We start from the raw sequence: 18,205 nt of genomic DNA, 5'->3' as shown, positions 1-18,205 counted from the left end.
TAGGATTGTCTATCAGAACATTAGACGGCAGAACCTTTGCCGAGATGATTCTTGCAGGTGCACAGAATCTGTCGCAAAACGCGAGTGCGGTTGACGCGCTCAACGTGTTTCCGGTGCCGGACGGTGATACGGGAACAAACATGAACCTGTCAATGACTTCCGGGGCAAGAGAAGTGGAGCATTTGGAGACAACTGATATCGGTAAAGTGGGCTCCGCGTTATCTAAAGGATTGCTCATGGGGGCAAGAGGGAATTCTGGAGTCATCCTGTCCCAATTGTTCCGAGGATTCAGTAAAAGCATTGAAACAAAAAAAGAAATTAATGCAAAAGAGTTTGCCGCCGCGCTGCAAGCGGGTGTCGATATGGCTTACAAAGCAGTCATGAAGCCTGTGGAGGGCACCATCTTAACAGTTGCAAAAGATGCTGCGAAACAAGCGGTGGCCCTGGCGGAAAAAGAAACCGATATCATTGCGCTGATGACATCGGTGACAAATGAAGCTGAGGCATCCTTAAACCGGACACCGGAATTGCTGCCTGTCCTGAAGGAAGTAGGAGTCGTTGACAGCGGAGGCAAAGGCCTGCTTTGTGTGTATGAAGGTTTCCTCGCTTCATTAAAAGGAGAGACCGTTCCTGAGAAAACCGTTCTTCCGTCACTTGATGACATGGTCAGCGCAGAGCATCATAAGAGCGCGCAGAGCATGATGAATACAGATGATATTGAATTCGGTTTCTGTACAGAAGTGATGGTAAGGCTCGATCAGAATAAAAGAGAATTTGATGAAGGCACATTCAGAAATGACCTCAGCCAATTTGGTGATTCTCTTTTGGTTATTGCAGACGAGTCTCTGGCGAAGGTTCATATTCATGCTGAAGAGCCGGGAAACGTGTTAAACTACGCTCAAAATTACGGTGAATTAATAAAAATCAAAATTGAAAACATGAGAGAGCAGCACACTTCCATCATCAGCCAGGACAGCGAGCCTGCTCACAGCGAGAAAACGGCAAAGCAGCCGTACGGCATTGTGACTGTTGCGATGGGAGAAGGCATTTCTGATTTATTCAAAAGCATTGGCGCTTCCGTTGTGATTGAAGGCGGCCAGACGATGAATCCAAGCACTGAGGATATTGTCGATGCTGTAAGATCTGTAAATGCAGACACTGTGTTTATCTTACCGAATAACTCCAACATTATCATGGCTGCCAATCAAGCCGCAAGTGTGATAGGCGATAAAGTTTTTGTCATTCCTGCCAAAACGGTTCCGCAAGGGATGTCAGCGCTGCTGGCATTTAATCCGGATCAAGAGCCTGAAGCAAATGAAGCCAATATGCTAAGTGCCATTCAGCAAGTAAAAAGCGGACAGGTGACATACTCAGTCAGGGATACTCATATTGACGGACAAGACATAAAAAAAGGCGACTTTATGGGAATTCTGAATGGAACGATTATCGGCAGTGCTGAAGATCAGCTGGGTGCTGCAAAAATGCTCTTGTCAGAGATGATCGGAGAAGAGGACGAAATTGTCACCATTCTTTATGGAGAGGATGCGTCTCAAGAAGAAGCTGAAGAGCTTGAAGCGTTTCTCAACGACAAGTACGAAGAGATTGAGGTTGAAATCCACAACGGAAAACAGCCGCTGTATTCGTATATAGTTTCTGCAGAATAGAAGGGCGATTCGCCCTTCTATTCTTATGTCTGCTTTTAAGTGCGGCAGCGCTGTAACGCGCCCGCTTGCCATTTTATATCCGATCAATTAGTCTAGAAGCAAAGCCGCTTATAAGCTCTGATTCATAAGGAGGAATAGCATGAAATACAGAAGCGTTTTTGATATTATCGGCCCGGTTATGATCGGTCCGTCCAGTTCGCATACAGCAGGAGCGGCGAGAATTGGGAGAGTGGCCAGAAGTTTATTTGGCAGAGAGCCTGAGCGCATCGTTGTGTCCTTTTACGGCTCTTTTGCTGAAACATATAAGGGTCACGGCACAGATGTGGCAATCATCGGCGGTCTGCTCGATTTTGATACATTTGACGAACGGATTAAAACCGCTATACAAATTGCAGAAGATAAAGGAATTGATATAGAGTTTCGAGTCGAAGACGCTGTTCCGGTTCACCCGAACACAGCTCGAATCAGCATTTCTGATGAAAAGGGAGAACTTGAACTGACGGGAATTTCGATAGGCGGAGGAAAAATTGAAATCACAGAATTAAACGGCTTTGAGCTCCGTCTGTCTGGAAACCACCCTGCCATTCTAGTTGTCCATAATGACAAGTTTGGCACTATTGCAGGAGTTGCCAATGTCCTTGCGAAATTCTCAATCAACGTCGGCCATATGGAAGTCGCCCGCAAGGATATTGGTCAGCTTGCGCTGATGACAATAGAAGTGGATCAAAATATTGACGATGATGTTCTCGATGAGCTGTCGAAGCTGCCGAACATTATTCAAGTGACAAAGATTGCTGACTAGCGAAGGGTCAGGAGGAGCCAGTTATGTTTCGTAATGTAAAAGAATTAATTGAGATAACGAAAGAAAAGCAAATGTCCATCTCTGACATCATGATCGCTCAAGAGATGGAAGTAACAGAAAAAACAAAAGAAGAAATTTTTCAGCAGATGGATCACAATCTGACTGTTATGGAAGCGGCGGTTCAGAAAGGGCTTGAAGGGGTTACGAGTCAAACGGGCTTAACAGGCGGGGATGCCGTTAAATTACAGGCCTACATTCGATCTGGAAAAAGCCTGTCGGGAGCGCTGATTTTAGACGCGGTATCGAAAGCTGTGGCAACAAATGAAGTGAATGCCGCCATGGGAACAATCTGTGCGACACCGACAGCCGGATCTGCAGGTGTAGTGCCGGGTACGTTATTTGCCGTGAAAGAAAAACTGAACCCGACAAGAGAACAAATGATCCGCTTTTTATTTACGGCCGGAGCTTTCGGATTTGTCGTAGCAAATAATGCAAGTATTTCCGGTGCTGCCGGCGGGTGTCAGGCAGAGGTAGGATCTGCCTCGGGCATGGCAGCTGCGGCAATTGTTGAAATGGCAGGCGGAACACCTGAGCAAAGTGCGGAGGCCATGGCCATTACATTAAAAAATATGCTCGGCCTTGTGTGTGATCCTGTTGCGGGCCTTGTTGAAGTGCCTTGTGTGAAGCGGAATGCAATGGGCGCATCAAACGCGATGATTGCTGCTGATATGGCATTAGCAGGCATTACAAGCCGGATTCCATGTGACGAGGTCATCGATGCGATGTATAAAATCGGCCAAACGATGCCCACTGCCCTTAGAGAAACAGGCCAGGGCGGTTTAGCGGCCACACCGACGGGAAGAGAATTAGAGAAAAAAATATTCGGAGGAGCGCTGGGTTCAAGTGAAACAACATCAGCAAACTAGTATAGCCTACATTAAGGGCATTGGGCCGGAAACAGAAAAAACATTAAATGAACTCGGTATTTATGACATTTCTGATCTTCTGAATTATTTCCCATATCGCTATGATGACTACGAGCTGAGGGATTTAGAAGAAGTGCAGCATGATGAAAGAGTCACAGTTGAAGGGAAGGTTCATTCAGAGCCTTCTCTTACCTATTACGGAAAAAAACGAAACAGGCTGACATTTCGCCTTCTTGTCGGCCATTATTTAATCACTGCCATTTGTTTTAACCGTCCTTATTTAAAGAAAAAGCTTTCGCTGGGCTCTGTTGTGACGATTTCCGGTAAATGGGACAAGCACCGTCAGACCATTTCCGTTCAGGAATTAAAAAATGGGCCGCATCAAGAGGATAAAAGCATTGAACCAGTTTATTCCGTGAAAGAAAATGTCACCGTCAAAATGATGAGACGTTTTATTCAGCACGGGCTGACCCAATATGCGGACTCAATACCTGATCCTCTCCCGGAAAATCTTAAAGTTCGCTATAAGCTGCCGGACTATCATCAAGCGTTAAAAGCGATGCACCAGCCAGAAACAAGAGAAGCATTAAAGCTGGCCAGACGCCGATTCGTTTACGAAGAATTTTTATTATTTCAGTTGAAAATGCAGGCGTTCCGAAAGGCGGAAAGAGAGCAGTCACAAGGGATACGGCAGCGTTTTTCAAACGAAGAACTCATGACATTTGTCAAAAGCCTCCCATTTCCTCTCACCAACGCCCAGTCCCGCGTGCTCCGCGAAATAACAGCAGACATGTCCTCCCCATACAGAATGAACCGTCTTCTTCAAGGAGACGTCGGATCAGGAAAAACGGCAGTCGCTGCCATCGCGCTTTATGCGGCCATTTTATCCGGATATCAGGGAGCGCTTATGGTTCCGACAGAAATTCTTGCTGAACAGCATGCTGATTCCCTTGTTTCACTGTTTGAAAAGTGGGATGTCAATGTTGCCCTTCTGACAAGCTCTGTAAAAGGGAAGCGCCGAAGGGAATTGCTTGAGCGGCTTGCTGCGGGAGAGATTGATATTCTTGTAGGAACCCATGCTTTAATCCAGGATGAGGTCGAGTTTAAAGCGCTAAGTCTTGTCATCACGGATGAGCAGCACCGATTTGGAGTTGAACAGCGGAAGAAGCTTCGGAACAAAGGGCAGGATCCCGATGTTCTCTTTATGACAGCCACTCCGATTCCGAGAACCCTGGCGATTACTGTTTTCGGTGAAATGGATGTCTCCGTCATTGATGAGATGCCGGCGGGGCGAAAACAAATCGAGACTTATTGGGTGAAACATGACATGCTGGACCGCATTCTGGCATTCGTCGAAAAAGAATTAAAGCAGGGCAGACAGGCGTATATTATCTGTCCGCTGATCGAAGAATCAGACAAGCTTGATGTGCAAAACGCTATAGATGTATACAATATGCTTTCTGAGGTTTTCCGTGGAAAATGGAACGTCGGTCTTATGCACGGAAAACTGCATTCCGATGAAAAAGATCAGGTGATGAGGGAATTCAGCGCGAATACGTGTCAAATTCTCGTATCAACCACTGTTGTTGAAGTCGGAGTGAATGTCCCGAATGCAACGATTATGGTCATTTACGACGCCGATCGCTTTGGTTTGTCCCAGCTTCACCAGCTGCGCGGCCGTGTAGGCCGCGGCGAGCACCAGTCCTACTGCATTCTTATGGCTGATCCGAAATCAGAAACAGGAAAAGAACGGATGAGAATCATGTCGGAAACCAATAACGGCTTTGAACTGTCTGAAAAGGATTTGGAACTGAGAGGCCCGGGAGATTTCTTTGGAAAAAAACAAAGCGGAATGCCTGATTTTAAGGTGGCGGACATGGTTCATGATTACAGAGCGCTTGAAACGGCAAGGCAGGACGCTGCAAATCTGGTGGCTTCGGAAGCGTTCTGGAACGACCCTGAATATGGGGCGCTAAGAGAGCATTTGCTGAAAAGCGGAGTCATGGACGGGGAAAAATTGAGCTGAGGTAAGAAGTTTTTGGTGTTCAGCCAGAAACAATCATTGCATTCCAATCTATGAAATTATATACTACTATTAGTACCTAGTCTTAATTTGCCGGATGGTGTTTAGATATGAGAAGAAATAAGAAAGAACGCCAGGAATTACTTCAGCAGACGATCAAAGCAACCCCATTTATTACAGATGAAGAATTAGCGGGAAAATTCGGAGTAAGCATTCAGACGATTCGTTTGGACCGCTTGGAGCTTTCCATACCGGAGCTGAGAGAAAGAATTAAGAACGTGGCAGAGAAAACGCTTGAAGATGAAGTGAAGTCCCTGTCACTAGACGAAGTCATCGGAGAAATTATTGACCTTGAGCTGGATGATCAGGCGATTTCTATTTTAGAAATAAAACAGGAGCATGTATTCAGCCGGAATCAGATTGCAAGAGGACATCATTTATTTGCTCAGGCGAATTCTTTGGCCGTTGCAATTATAGATGACGAACTGGCGCTGACTGCAAGTGCAGATATCCGCTTTACCAGGCAGGTAAAGCAGGGTGAGCGCGTCGTTGCGAAAGCGAAAGTGACGGCGGTTGAGAAAGAAAAAGGAAGAACGGTTGTCGAAGTAAACAGCTATGTTGCAGAGGAAATTGTTTTTTCTGGACGCTTTGACATGTACCGTTCAAAACATTCATAAAGGTGGAGCATGCATGAGAATAGCTGTAGATGCAATGGGAGGAGACCACGCTCCCAAAGCTGTTATTGACGGAGTTATGAAGGGTATAGAGTCATTTGATGATCTTCATATTACACTTGTCGGTGACAAGACAACAATAGAATCGTATTTAACAACATCATCAGACCGCATCACGGTGCTGCACGCAGATGAAGTGATTGAGCCTACGGACGAACCGGTCCGCGCCGTGCGGAGAAAAAAGAACTCCTCTATGGTCCTGATGGCGCAGGAAGTTGCAGAAGGCAGAGCTGACGCCTGCATTTCAGCAGGAAATACCGGCGCGCTAATGACAGCCGGCCTGTTTATTGTGGGAAGAATTAAAGGAATTGACCGCCCTGCGCTTGCACCGACACTGCCGACTGTATCAGGCGGCGGATTTCTGCTCCTTGATGTCGGCGCCAATGTAGATGCCAAGCCTGAGCATCTCGTTCAATACGCCATTATGGGTTCTGTTTATTCCCAGCAAGTCCGAGGCGTGACTTCACCGAGAGTCGGACTTTTGAATGTCGGAACAGAAGATAAAAAAGGAAACGAATTGACGAAGCAGACGTTCCAATTATTAAAAGAGGCAAACATCAACTTTATCGGAAACGTGGAAGCACGGGACCTTTTAGACGATGTAGCAGATGTCGTAGTAACGGACGGATTTACCGGGAATGTTACACTCAAAACGCTTGAAGGCTCTGCGATGTCCATTTTTAAAATGATGAAAGAAGCGCTCACGTCAAACTTTACATCTAAGCTTGCGGCCGCTGTGCTGAAGCCGAAGATGAAGGAAATGAAAATGAAAATGGATTATTCCGAATACGGCGGAGCAAGTCTTTTCGGTTTGAAAGCGCCGGTAATCAAGGCACACGGCTCTTCTGATGCCCGTGCGGTTTACCATGCGATCCGCCAAGCCAGAGAGATGGTCAGCCAAAACATGGCTGCGCTCATTCAGGAAGAAGTAAAAGAAGAAAAAACAGATGAATAGTCTGGAGGTTTTTACATCATGAGTAAGATTGCATTTTTATTCCCTGGTCAGGGATCTCAATTTATCGGCATGGGGAAAGAGCTTTATGATCAGGTTCCAGCTGCAAAACGTCTGTTCGATGAAGCGGACGAAACATTGGAAACAAAGCTCAGCTCACTGATTTTTGAAGGTGATGCCAAAGAATTAACCCTTACATACAATGCGCAGCCTGCTTTGCTGACGACTAGCATGGCTGTGCTTGAAAAATTTAAAGAATCAGGCATTACACCTGATTTCACAGCCGGACACAGCCTTGGAGAATATTCTGCACTGGTGGCGGCTGGCGCAATGAGCTTTAAAGACGCTGTTTATACTGTCAGAAAACGCGGTGAGTTCATGAACGAAGCGGTGCCGGCCGGAGAAGGAGCGATGGCTGCCATTCTCGGCATGGATGCCGACGCATTGAAACAAGTAACCGATAAAGTCACTGAGGATGGCCACCTTGTGCAGCTTGCCAACCTCAACTGTCCCGGACAAATCGTTATTTCCGGAACGGCAAAAGGAGTAGAGCTTGCATCTGAACAGGCAAAAGAGAACGGTGCTAAACGTGCGATTCCGCTTGACGTAAGCGGTCCGTTCCATTCTGAACTGATGAAGCCTGCTGCTGATAAGCTGAAGGAAGTCTTGGACTCCTGTGAACTGAAAGACGCAGACGTGCCGGTGATCTCAAATGTTTCTGCAGATGTGATGACAGATAAGGCAGACATTAAAGAGAAACTCATTGAGCAGCTGTACTCCCCGGTTCGTTTTGAGGAAACTGTTAACAAGCTGATCGCAGAGGGTGTTACGACGTTTATTGAAATCGGTCCCGGCAAAGTGCTTTCAGGCCTTGTGAAAAAAGTAAACAGACGCTTAAAAACCATTGCCGTATCAGACCCGGAAACGATTGAACTGGCAATTCAAACGCTTAAGGAGGAGAATGAGAATGCTTAATGAAAAAACAGCTGTTGTCACTGGCGCATCCCGCGGAATCGGCCGTTCAATCGCCCTTGACTTGGCCAAAAACGGTGCAAACGTTGTCGTTAACTACTCAGGCAGCGAAGCGAAAGCAAATGAAGTCGTAGATGAAATCAAATCAATGGGCAGAAAAGCGATTGCTGTCAAAGCCGATGTATCAAATCTTGAAGATGTACAAAACATGATAAAAGAAGCGATTTCTGTTTTCTCTACGATTGACATTCTAGTGAACAACGCCGGAATTACAAAAGACAATCTCATCATGAGGATGAAAGAAGATGAGTGGGATGATGTCATTAACATTAACCTGAAGGGTGTTTTCAACTGCACGAAAGCTGTCACAAGACAAATGATGAAGCAGCGTTCAGGCCGGATTATTAACGTATCGTCTATCGTCGGCGTCAGCGGAAATCCTGGACAAGCCAACTACGTGGCTGCAAAAGCAGGTGTGATCGGCTTAACAAAATCTTCAGCTAAAGAGCTCGCAAGCCGCAACATCACAGTTAATGCGATTGCGCCTGGATTTATCTCAACTGATATGACAGATAAACTTGCTAAAGACGTTCAAGATGAAATGCTGAAACAAATTCCGCTCGCTCGCTTTGGCGATCCCGGCGATGTCAGCAGCGTCGTCACGTTTCTTGCTTCAGAGGGAGCGCGTTACATGACAGGCCAGACGCTTCATATTGACGGCGGAATGGTAATGTAAGTTTTTTCTCGAAAATTTCATCATAGTTACTCTAGTTTTTTAAAAACGAATCCACTATAATACTTGAGGGGAGGTGAATTGCTATGGCAGATACATTAGAGCGTGTAACGAAAATCATCGTAGATCGCCTTGGCGTTGATGAAGCAGACGTCAAACTTGAAGCTTCTTTCAAGGAAGACTTAGGTGCTGATTCCCTGGATGTAGTTGAGCTTGTTATGGAACTTGAAGACGAGTTTGATATGGAAATTTCTGACGAAGATGCTGAAAAGATTGCAACAGTCGGCGACGCTGTGAACTACATACAAAACCAGCAATAAGCTGATGCTAAAAGTCCCGCCGAAACGCGGGGCTTTAGCCCTTTATTCGTGCAGTTATTACAGCATGCCGCTTTTACGCGCGCTGTATCCGGTTTAGTCAGAGAAGCGCGGTGAACCTGATGTGCCTATGGAGGTTACTATGTCAAAACACTCACATTATAAAGATAAGAAAAAGTTCTATAAAAAAATAGAACAATTTAAAGAGTTTCAAGAACGGATCTCGGTTCACTTTCAAAATGAAAAGCTTTTGTATCAAGCATTTACACATTCATCTTATGTGAATGAGCATCGGAAAAAGCCGTATGAAGATAATGAAAGGCTTGAATTTTTAGGTGACGCTGTTTTGGAACTGACGATCTCCAGATTCTTATTTGCCAAGTATCCGGCTATGAGTGAAGGAGATTTGACGAAATTGAGAGCCGCGATTGTATGCGAACCGTCTCTCGTTTCATTGGCTCACGAACTGTCATTCGGCGATCTTGTCCTATTAGGGAAAGGCGAGGAAATGACGGGCGGCAGAAAACGCCCTGCACTTTTGGCGGATGTCTTCGAAGCATTTATCGGAGCCTTGTATCTTGACCAGGGATTAGAGCCGGTCGAAAGTTTCTTAAAAGTCTATGTGTTCCCTAAAATAAACGATGGTGCTTTTTCTCATGTGATGGATTTTAAAAGCCAGCTGCAGGAATACGTGCAGCGGGACGGCAAGGGCTCGCTGGAGTATAAAATATCCAACGAAAAAGGACCTGCCCATAACCGTGAATTCGAAGCCATCGTATCTCTAAAAGGTGAACCACTCGGAGTCGGAAACGGCCGTTCAAAGAAAGAAGCCGAACAGCACGCTGCTCAGGAAGCTCTAGCTAAATTGCAAAAACACCATACGAAACAATAAAATCCCCCTAAGTTATAAGGGGGATTTCAGTATGTTTGCCGTCTTATTTCATCCATGTTTATGATAAAATTGAAATACTTATTACATAAGGAGGATCGCTATGTTCCTCAAACGTTTAGACGTTATAGGATTTAAATCATTTGCAGAACGGATTTCCGTTGATTTTGTAAAAGGCGTCACTGCGGTTGTCGGCCCGAACGGAAGCGGAAAAAGCAATATCACAGACGCTATTCGCTGGGTTCTTGGAGAACAATCTGCACGTTCCCTTCGCGGCGGGAAAATGGAAGATATTATTTTTGCCGGCAGTGATTCGAGAAAACGGTTAAATCTTGCCGAAGTTACACTTACGCTTGATAATGACGATCATTTTTTGCCGATTGACTTCCATGAGGTCAGTGTCACAAGACGTGTGTACAGATCTGGCGAGAGTGAATTTTTAATTAACAATCAGCCGTGCCGCTTAAAAGATATTATTGATTTATTTATGGACTCAGGACTTGGAAAAGAAGCATTTTCGATTATCAGCCAAGGGAAAGTGGAAGAAATCCTGAGCAGCAAAGCGGAGGATCGCCGCAGTATCTTTGAAGAAGCAGCAGGGGTGCTCAAATACAAAACGAGAAAGAAAAAAGCAGAAAACAAGCTGTTTGAAACCCAGGATAATTTAAACCGGGTAGAAGATATATTACATGAGCTGGAAGGCCAGGTTGAACCTCTTAAAATACAGGCCTCAATCGCGAAAGACTACCTGGAGAAAAAGAAAGAGCTTGAGCACGTTGAAATTGCGCTGACCGCTTACGATATTGAAGAGCTGCACGCCAAATGGTCAAGCCTTCAGGAGAAAGTGCAAGCCGCTAAGGAAGAAGAGCTTGCTGAATCGTCTGCTATTTCAGCAAAAGAAGCGAAAATTGAAGATGCTCGAGACAAAATTCAAGCCCTCGATGAATCAGTGGACGAGCTCCAGCAAGTCTTACTTGTGACAAGTGAGGAGCTTGAAAAGCTGGAAGGGCGCAAAGAAGTACTGAAAGAACGCAAAAAAAACGCTGTGCAAAACCGAGAGCAGCTTGAAGAAGCCATCGTACAGTTTCAGCAAAAAGAAGCTGTGCTGAAAGAAGATCTTGCGAAGCAGGAAGCTGTTTTCGAAACGCTTCAGACAGAAGTGAAAGATTTAAAAGCACAGGTGAAGGAAAAGCAGCAGGCTCTCAGTCTTCATAATGAAAATGTCGAAGAGAAAATTGAACAGCTGAAAAGCGATTACTTTGAGCTGTTAAACAGCCAGGCGTCGATTCGCAATGAGCTCCAGCTGCTTGATGACCAGATGTCCCAATCAGCCGTTACCCAGCAGAGGCTAGCTGATAATAATGAAAAGCATCTGCAGGAACGGCGCGATATTTCCGCCCAAAAAGCTGCGTGTGAAACCGAGTTTGCGCGCATAGAGCAGGAGATTCACAGCCAAGTCGGCGCGTATCGTGAAATGCAGGTCAAATACGAGCAGAAAAAGCGTCAATTTGAGAAAAATGAATCTGCTCTTTACCAAGCATACCAATACGTCCAGCAGGCGAGATCGAAAAAAGACATGCTTGAGACGATGCAGGGAGATTTCTCCGGCTTTTATCAAGGTGTTAAAGAGGTGCTGAAAGCGAAAGAGCGGCTTGGCGGTATTCGCGGGGCAGTCCTTGAGCTGATTTCAACAGAACAAATGTATGAAACGGCCATTGAAATCGCACTCGGAGCTTCAGCACAGCATGTCGTGACCGATGATGAACAGTCCGCACGTAAAGCGATTCAATATTTGAAACAAAATTCGTTCGGCCGGGCGACATTTCTGCCGCTTTCTGTCATCAAAGACCGTCAGCTTCAAAGCAGAGACGCGGCAACTGCGGAGCAGCACCCGTCATTTCTCGGGGTTGCCAGTGATCTTGTCACATTTGATCCGGCGTATCGCCGTATCATTCAAAACCTGCTTGGCACCGTTCTGATTACAGAGCATTTAAAAGGCGCAAATGAGCTTGCGAAGCTGCTTGGACACCGTTACCGTATTGTTACTCTCGAGGGCGATGTCGTGAATCCTGGAGGTTCAATGACGGGGGGCGCCGTTAAAAAGAAAAACAACTCCCTGCTAGGAAGAAGCCGGGAACTAGAGGATGTCACCCAGCGGCTCGCTGAGATGGAAGAAAAAACAGCGCAGCTTGAACAAGAGGTCAAAACCCTTAAGCAATCCATTCAGGAGATGGAGAAAAAACTGGCTGAATTAAGAGAGGCCGGGGAAGGCTTAAGAGTAAAGCAGCAGGATGTGAAAGGCCAGCTGTATGAGCTTCAAGTCGCTGAGAAGAATATCAATACTCACTTAGAGCTCTATGATCAGGAAAAATCAGCTCTGTCAGAAAGCGATCAAGAGAAGAAAGCGCGCAAACGCGAGCTGGAAGAAAAGCTTTCTTCCGTATCCGAAAAGATGAAACAGCTTGAAGAGAATATTGATAGACTGACAAAACAAAAACAGACACAGTCCTCTACAAAAGAGTCTCTCTCCAATGAGCTGACTGAGCTGAAGATCGCAGCAGCGAAAAAAGAGCAAGCATGTAAGAGCGAAGAGGACAACCTCGCTAGATTAAAGAAAGAGCTCCAAGAAACAGAGCTTGCTTTAAAAGAGACGAAAGAGGACCTAAGCTTCTTAACGTCAGAAATGTCATCAAGCACAAGCGGCGAAGAAAAACTGGAAGAGGCCGCGAAACATAAATTGAATGACAAAACAAAAACAATTGAATTGATTGCGTTAAGGCGTGACCAGAGGATCAAACTTCAGCAGGGGCTTGATACGTATGAGCGCGAGCTGAAAGAAATGAAGCGCCTGTATAAACAAAAAACAACGCTCTTAAAAGACGAAGAAGTAAAACTAGGCCGAATGGAAGTCGAGCTTGATAATTTGCTGCAATACTTGCGGGAAGAATACAGCTTGTCCTTTGAGGGAGCTAAAGAGAAATACCAGCTTGAAACAGATCCCGAGGAAGCACGAAAGCGCGTGAAGCTGATTAAACTCGCAATAGAAGAGCTTGGAACGGTAAACCTCGGAAGCATAGATGAGTTTGAGAGGGTTAACGAACGCTATCAATTCTTGTCAGAGCAAAAAGAAGATTTAACAGAAGCAAAAAATACCCTGTTCCAAGTGATTGAGGAAATGGACGAAGAGATGACGAAACGCTTTAACGACACATTCGTCCAAATCCGCTCACACTTTGATCAAGTCTTCCGCTCCTTATTCGGAGGAGGACGAGCGGAATTAAGGCTTACCGATCCGAATGATCTGCTGCATTCCGGGGTAGAAATTATCGCGCAGCCGCCGGGAAAAAAACTGCAAAACTTAAACCTTTTGTCTGGCGGAGAGCGTGCGCTTACTGCTATTGCGCTTTTATTCTCAATTTTAAAGGTGCGCCCTGTGCCGTTTTGTGTTCTTGACGAGGTAGAAGCAGCGCTTGACGAAGCAAATGTGTTCCGGTTTGCGCAGTATTTGAAAAAATACAGCGCCGATACCCAGTTTATTGTGATTACCCACAGAAAAGGCACTATGGAGGAAGCTGATGTGCTTTACGGCGTGACAATGCCGGAATCAGGTGTTTCTAAGGTCATCTCAGTGAAGCTGGAAGAGACAAAAGAATTCGTTCAGTAACGAGGAAAGAGGTTATAAGATGAGTTTTTTTAAAAAATTAAAAGAGAAAATCACAAAGCAGACAGATTCCGTATCTGAAAAGTTTAAGGACGGCCTTGAAAAGACGAGAAACTCCTTTCAAAATAAAGTGAATGATCTCGTGTCCCGTTACCGTAAAATTGATGAGGACTTCTTCGAAGAGCTTGAAGAGGTTCTGATCAGTGCTGATGTCGGTTTTACAACGGTTATGGAGCTGATAGACGAGCTCAAGAAAGAAGTGAAGCGCAGAAATATTCAAGATCCGCAGGAAGTGCAGTCTGTTATTTCTGAAAAGCTGGTGGAGATTTATAACAGCGGAGACGAACAAATTTCTGAGCTGAACATTCAGGAAGGGCGTTTAAATGTCATTCTCCTGGTCGGCGTAAATGGAGTCGGCAAAACGACAACGATCGGAAAGCTTGCTCATAAACTAAAGCAAGAAGGGAAATCTGTTGTACTCGCTGCCGGAGACACTTTCAGAGCAGGAGCGATTGAACAGCTTGAAGTATGGGGAGAACGTACGGGTGTGCCTGTCATTAAGCAGGCGGCCGGCAGCGATCCTGCGGCTGTCATCTATGATGCTGTTCACGCTGCCAAAGCGAGAGAAGCCGATATATTGATTTGTGATACGGCAGGGCGTCTTCAAAATAAGGTAAACCTGATGAAGGAGCTCGAAAAGGTGAAGCGCGTTATCGAAAGAGAAGTGCCCGAAGCGCCTCATGAGGTGCTGCTCGCCCTTGATGCCACGACTGGACAAAACGCAATGGCACAGGCGAAGGAGTTCTCGAAAGCAACAAACGTTACAGGGATTGCTTTAACAAAACTTGACGGCACTGCAAAAGGCGGCATTGTCCTTGCGATTCGCAACGAGCTTCATATTCCGGTTAAATTAGTCGGCTTAGGAGAAAAAGTTGATGATCTTCAGGAGTTTGACGCTGAATCTTACGTATACGGGCTCTTTTCAGATTTAGTGGAAAAAGCGGAGGATTAAAAAGACAGACAGCCCCCAAAAGCATTGGGGGCTGTTTTGTTATCGTCTCACTTGATAGGCGAAATGATAAAGGCTGTTATCAGTGGATAGCAATCTCGCATCACCTGAATAAACCCTGAATGGAATAATGTCATAGTAATGAACGGAAACAGATGTGTAATACGTGTAGTATCCAGCAGCAGGTCCTAAATACATTGGAACGTTAAACTTTCCGTTTTCATCAGTTGTTCCCGCAGCTGTCTGTGTTGTATTCCCGACTTTTGTATCTGCTTCGAAGCTGACTGGTGTGTTTGGCACTGGCGCTCCATTTTCGTCGAGCAATGTACCGCTTATCGTAATATTGTACTTGACTCGCCAAAATTGGCCCTGTCCGTAATTGATTTTGCCGTACACGCCTCCGTCCGTGCTAATATTTGAGATGGAGGCCCTATAAGGGGCTCCGGCTGCAGCTGCTTGCTGGGCTGGAAAAATAAATGGTAACACGGCAGCCAAGCATAACATAACCAACAAACAGATTTTTTTCATGAGAATCCTCCTTTAAAGTGGGGTTCATATACAATATCGGAATAAATTAGAAGATTTTTAGTTAATATTGGAAAAAGTGATCATTGCTTTGACAAGATAAAAACTTGACACTCACATTAAAACCATGTAAACTAAGTTATCGTAAAGGGATTTGACTTAACAAAGGGGAGAGCTCATATGTCGCTCGAAAAGACAACGAGAATGAATTATCTGTTTGATTTTTATCAGTCGTTGTTGACGTCTAAACAGAAGAGCTATATGTCGCTTTATTATTTGGACGATTTCTCCCTTGGCGAAATAGCCGAAGAGTATGAGGTTTCAAGACAAGCTGTTTATGATAACATCAAACGAACAGAAGCGATGCTTGAACAATATGAAGAAAAGCTGCTCCTTTTGAAAAAGTTTCAGGAGCGTAAAGAGATGTTTAATAAGCTGAAGGAGCTTGCTTCCGGTACTAAAGAAGAGGAAGAAATTACAGCTCTGATTGAAGCGCTTGAGAAATTAGATTAGGAGGCGGCAAACTATGGCATTTGAAGGATTAGCCGACCGACTGCAGCAGACGATTTCTAAAATCCGCGGAAAAGGGAAAGTCAGCGAACAAGATGTAAAAGAAATGATGCGTGAAGTTCGTCTTGCGCTGCTTGAGGCTGACGTTAACTTTAAAGTAGTAAAGGATTTTGTGAAAAAAGTAAGTGAACGGGCTGTAGGCCAAGACGTCATGAAAAGCCTGACGCCCGGCCAGCAGGTCATTAAAGTCGTTAAAGAGGAACTGACAGAGCTGATGGGCGGCGAAGAAAGCAAAATTGCCGTCGCGAAGCGGCCGCCGACTGTTATTATGATGGTTGGTCTCCAGGGTGCCGGTAAAACGACAACGAGCGGTAAGCTTGCAAATCTGCTGCGCAAAAAGCATAATCGCAAACCGATGCTGGTTGCTGCCGATATTTACCGTCCTGCTGCAATCAAGCAGCTGGAAACGCTAGGCAAGCAGCTCGACATGCCTGTTTTTTCCCTTGGCGATCAGGTCAGCCCTGTAGAAATAGCCAAGCAGGCTATCGAAAAAGCCAAGGAAGAACACTATGATTATGTCATTTTGGATACAGCAGGCCGTTTGCATATCGACCATGAGCTTATGGATGAACTGACCCAAGTGAAAGAAATCGCGAATCCGGAAGAAATTTTTCTGGTTGTCGATTCAATGACCGGGCAGGATGCCGTGAATGTAGCCAAAAGCTTTAACGAACAGCTCGGTTTAACCGGTGTTGTGTTAACGAAGCTTGATGGAGACACGCGCGGGGGTGCTGCACTTTCCATTCGTGCGGTGACAAACACGCCGATTAAATTCGCCGGTTTAGGCGAAAAACTTGATGCATTAGAAGCATTCCATCCTGAACGCATGGCATCAAGGATTCTCGGCATGGGTGACGTGTTAACATTGATTGAAAAAGCTCAGGCAACCGTCGATGAAGACAAGGCCAAAGAGCTGGAACAAAAAATGAGAACAATGAGCTTCACATTGGATGATTTTCTGGAGCAGCTCGGACAGGTCAGAAACATGGGGCCTCTGGATGAGCTTCTGCAAATGATGCCGGGTGCAGGTAAGATGAAAGGCTTGAAAAATATTCAAGTTGATGAAAAGCAGCTGAATCATGTGGAAGCGATCATTAAATCGATGACTGTTCTTGAAAAAGAACAGCCGGATATCATTAATGCCAGCCGGCGCAAGCGGATTGCGAAAGGAAGCGGGACGTCCGTACAGGAAGTCAACCGTCTGCTTAAGCAGTTTGACGAAATGAAAAAAATGATGAAGCAGATGACAAACATGTCAAAAGGAAAGAAAAAAGGATTTAAGTTACCTTTTATGTAATCGGTTATACATGATAAAACCGTTGTTAAGAAAAAACACTTTACAAACACTTTTATCATTGTTAATATACTATCTTGTTGAAATATTTTCGGAGGTGCTAGTAAAATGGCAGTAAAAATTCGTTTAAAACGTATGGGAGCAAAAAAATCTCCTTTCTATCGTATTGTTGTAGCAGATTCTCGTTCACCGCGTGACGGCCGTTTCATCGAAACAGTCGGCACTTACAACCCGGTTGCAAAACCAGCGGAAGTAAAAATCGATGAAGAGCTTGCTCTTAAATGGCTTCAAACTGGAGCGAAACCATCTGATACAGTTCGCAACTTGTTCTCTAGCCAAGGAATCATGGAAAAATTCCACAACGCTAAACAAGGCAAGTAATGACTGATCAACACTTGGAAGATTTGATTGTCACGATTGTGACGCCGCTTGTTGATCATCCAGATGACATTCGGGTCATAAGAGAAGAAACCGATCAAAAGATTGCGCTGCGCTTATCTGTTCATAAGTCAGATACCGGTAAAGTTATCGGGAAGCAAGGCCGGACTGCAAAAGCGATTCGAACAGCTGTATTTGCAGCTGGCGCACAGTCTTCTAAGAAAGTTCAATTTGAAATATTTGACTAAAAGGGAGAGGGCCGGCACCTCCCCTTTTTTTACACGCAAAAAACGGGTAAACTGATAGAAGATAAGACAAGATAGAAAAGTCTGGTCTTGAAAAAGTTTTAAAAGCAGGGAGCTTGGTGCGATGCAGATTATTCACCGTGTAGCCGTTATGCAAGTCTTAACCGAGCGCAGCAAAGAAAAGCTTTTATCTACTTTCACAGAAAAGAAGCAAATGCTTGAACGAGAATGCAGCCAGCTCTATTTTCAGCTTAGAAAACATGAAAAAGAACAGCAGAACCCAGATGTAATTGAACAATTTAAAAAGGCAATAGAAAAACGAAAAGATAATATGAAAATGATCGATTTTCAAATTACCCAAGTACATACATTACCGCTTGGCAGTGAAATGAAAGAAAAGGAAATCGATGCGCTGCTGACCATTGAAGTCGGAGATGACTGGCATGAGAAAACAGCAGCAAACACCATCGTCATAAAAGACGGAACAGTAATTGAAATTCGCCAGAGGTGA

At 45.0% G+C, this 18,205-nt stretch carries 18 protein-coding genes; 17 read left to right on the top strand and 1 reads right to left on the bottom strand.

What is annotated here, in order from left to right; translation table 11 throughout:
* Positions 1 to 5 precede the first annotated feature (5 nt).
* The 12 genes from KXD37_RS11470 (at position 6) to ftsY (ending at position 14,685) form a co-directional block, all read left to right on the top strand.
* On the top strand, positions 6 to 1,664 hold the full coding sequence (locus KXD37_RS11470; protein ID WP_254518227.1) for a DAK2 domain-containing protein: 1,659 nt from the start codon (positions 6 to 8) through the stop codon (positions 1,662 to 1,664).
* A gap of 139 nt (positions 1,665 to 1,803) precedes the next feature.
* Complete coding sequence (gene sdaAB / locus KXD37_RS11465) at positions 1,804 to 2,466, top strand: L-serine ammonia-lyase, iron-sulfur-dependent subunit beta (protein ID WP_024121369.1); 663 nt, start codon at positions 1,804 to 1,806, stop codon at positions 2,464 to 2,466.
* Between the two features lie 23 nt (positions 2,467 to 2,489).
* Entirely contained in the window at positions 2,490 to 3,392 is a 903-nt protein-coding gene (gene sdaAA, locus KXD37_RS11460) for an L-serine ammonia-lyase, iron-sulfur-dependent, subunit alpha (protein WP_024121370.1), read from the top strand.
* Positions 3,370 to 5,418, top strand: a complete 2,049-nt coding sequence (gene recG, locus KXD37_RS11455; RefSeq protein WP_263463533.1) for an ATP-dependent DNA helicase RecG — start codon at positions 3,370 to 3,372, stop codon at positions 5,416 to 5,418. The genes sdaAA and recG overlap by 23 nt, the downstream gene beginning before the upstream one ends.
* Before the next feature lie 107 nt (positions 5,419 to 5,525).
* Positions 5,526 to 6,092: a transcription factor FapR gene (fapR, locus tag KXD37_RS11450; RefSeq protein WP_106020684.1), complete on the top strand. Its 567-nt coding sequence runs from the start codon at positions 5,526 to 5,528 to the stop codon at positions 6,090 to 6,092.
* 13 nt (positions 6,093 to 6,105) lie between these two features.
* Positions 6,106 to 7,104, top strand: a complete 999-nt coding sequence (gene plsX, locus KXD37_RS11445; protein ID WP_024121373.1) for a phosphate acyltransferase PlsX — start codon at positions 6,106 to 6,108, stop codon at positions 7,102 to 7,104.
* Positions 7,105 to 7,122: 18 nt separating this feature from the next.
* The gene (gene fabD / locus KXD37_RS11440) at positions 7,123 to 8,076 is read left to right on the top strand and encodes an ACP S-malonyltransferase (RefSeq protein ID WP_095713824.1); all 954 of its coding nucleotides are present in this window, start codon (positions 7,123 to 7,125) and stop codon (positions 8,074 to 8,076) included.
* The gene (gene fabG, locus KXD37_RS11435; protein ID WP_101863348.1) at positions 8,069 to 8,809 is read left to right on the top strand and encodes a 3-oxoacyl-[acyl-carrier-protein] reductase; all 741 of its coding nucleotides are present in this window, start codon (positions 8,069 to 8,071) and stop codon (positions 8,807 to 8,809) included. The genes fabD and fabG overlap by 8 nt, the downstream gene beginning before the upstream one ends.
* An 83-nt stretch (positions 8,810 to 8,892) precedes the next feature.
* On the top strand, positions 8,893 to 9,126 hold the full coding sequence (acpP, locus tag KXD37_RS11430; RefSeq protein ID WP_003154310.1) for an acyl carrier protein: 234 nt from the start codon (positions 8,893 to 8,895) through the stop codon (positions 9,124 to 9,126).
* Positions 9,127 to 9,265: 139 nt separating this feature from the next.
* Positions 9,266 to 10,015: a ribonuclease III gene (gene rncS / locus KXD37_RS11425; RefSeq protein WP_010334220.1), complete on the top strand. Its 750-nt coding sequence runs from the start codon at positions 9,266 to 9,268 to the stop codon at positions 10,013 to 10,015.
* 100 nt (positions 10,016 to 10,115) lie between these two features.
* Entirely contained in the window at positions 10,116 to 13,676 is a 3,561-nt protein-coding gene (gene smc / locus KXD37_RS11420) for a chromosome segregation protein SMC (protein WP_188323726.1), read from the top strand.
* A gap of 19 nt (positions 13,677 to 13,695) precedes the next feature.
* Entirely contained in the window at positions 13,696 to 14,685 is a 990-nt protein-coding gene (ftsY, locus tag KXD37_RS11415) for a signal recognition particle-docking protein FtsY (protein ID WP_101863346.1), read from the top strand.
* A 39-nt stretch (positions 14,686 to 14,724) separates the two neighbouring features.
* On the opposite strand, the gene KXD37_RS11410 is transcribed toward ftsY, so the two are convergent.
* On the bottom strand, positions 14,725 to 15,210 hold the full coding sequence (locus KXD37_RS11410; protein WP_106020686.1) for an Ig-like domain-containing protein: 486 nt from the start codon (positions 15,208 to 15,210) through the stop codon (positions 14,725 to 14,727).
* Positions 15,211 to 15,387: 177 nt separating this feature from the next.
* Here KXD37_RS11410 and KXD37_RS11405 point away from each other — a divergent pair, with 177 nt between their 5' ends.
* From KXD37_RS11405 to KXD37_RS11385, 5 genes are all read left to right on the top strand, one after another.
* Positions 15,388 to 15,720, top strand: coding sequence for a putative DNA-binding protein (locus tag KXD37_RS11405; protein WP_024121379.1), 333 nt, complete (start codon positions 15,388 to 15,390; stop codon positions 15,718 to 15,720).
* A 13-nt stretch (positions 15,721 to 15,733) separates the two neighbouring features.
* On the top strand, positions 15,734 to 17,074 hold the full coding sequence (gene ffh / locus KXD37_RS11400; RefSeq protein WP_024121380.1) for a signal recognition particle protein: 1,341 nt from the start codon (positions 15,734 to 15,736) through the stop codon (positions 17,072 to 17,074).
* Positions 17,075 to 17,179: 105 nt separating this feature from the next.
* On the top strand, positions 17,180 to 17,452 hold the full coding sequence (rpsP, locus tag KXD37_RS11395; RefSeq protein WP_003220815.1) for a 30S ribosomal protein S16: 273 nt from the start codon (positions 17,180 to 17,182) through the stop codon (positions 17,450 to 17,452).
* Complete coding sequence (locus KXD37_RS11390; RefSeq protein WP_024121381.1) at positions 17,452 to 17,697, top strand: KH domain-containing protein; 246 nt, start codon at positions 17,452 to 17,454, stop codon at positions 17,695 to 17,697. Before rpsP ends, KXD37_RS11390 begins: the two co-directional genes overlap by 1 nt.
* 121 nt (positions 17,698 to 17,818) lie before the next feature.
* Positions 17,819 to 18,205, top strand: coding sequence for a YlqD family protein (locus KXD37_RS11385; protein ID WP_024121382.1), 387 nt, complete (start codon positions 17,819 to 17,821; stop codon positions 18,203 to 18,205).

This window comes from Bacillus sp. XT-2, from assembly GCF_025696525.1.
In the GTDB taxonomy this organism is placed as follows: Bacteria; Bacillota; Bacilli; order Bacillales; family Bacillaceae; genus Bacillus; species Bacillus halotolerans.
The sequence above is the reverse complement of the archived record's forward strand: the minus strand, read 5'-3'. Positions and strand labels throughout refer to the sequence as shown.